The organism is Streptomyces sp. NRRL F-5755 (assembly GCF_001279365.1).
Taxonomy (GTDB): domain Bacteria; phylum Actinomycetota; class Actinomycetes; order Streptomycetales; family Streptomycetaceae; genus Streptomyces; species Streptomyces rimosus.
Map to the genome: position 1 here is coordinate 1 of NZ_LGCW01000196.1, position 379 is coordinate 379.

Below are 379 nucleotides of genomic sequence, written 5' to 3' on the forward strand. Positions count from 1 at the left end.
GTTTAGGGTACGGGCCGCCATGAAACTCGCTAGAGGCTTTTCTCGACAGCATAGGATCATCCACTTCACCACAATCGGCTCGGCATCAGGTCTCACCCTGCATGGAGGACGGATTTGCCTACCCTCCGGGCTACACCCTTACCCCGGGACAACCACCGCCCGGGCTGGACTACCTTCCTGCGTCACCCCATCACTCACCTACTACCACCTTGGGTCAGCGGCTCCACCACTCCCCTTTGTCCGAAGACTCCAGGGCGGCTTCACGGCCTTAGCATTAATGGATTCGATGTTTGGCGCTTCAAAGCGGGTACCGGAATATCAACCGGTTGTCCATCGACTACGCCTGTCGGCCTCGCCTTAGGTCCCGACTTACCCTGGG

The 379-nt window shown here is 58.8% G+C and carries 1 rRNA gene; it reads right to left on the reverse strand.

The window, feature by feature from the left end:
* A 23S ribosomal RNA gene (locus tag ADK86_RS17520) occupies positions 1–379 on the reverse strand; the annotation flags it as partial.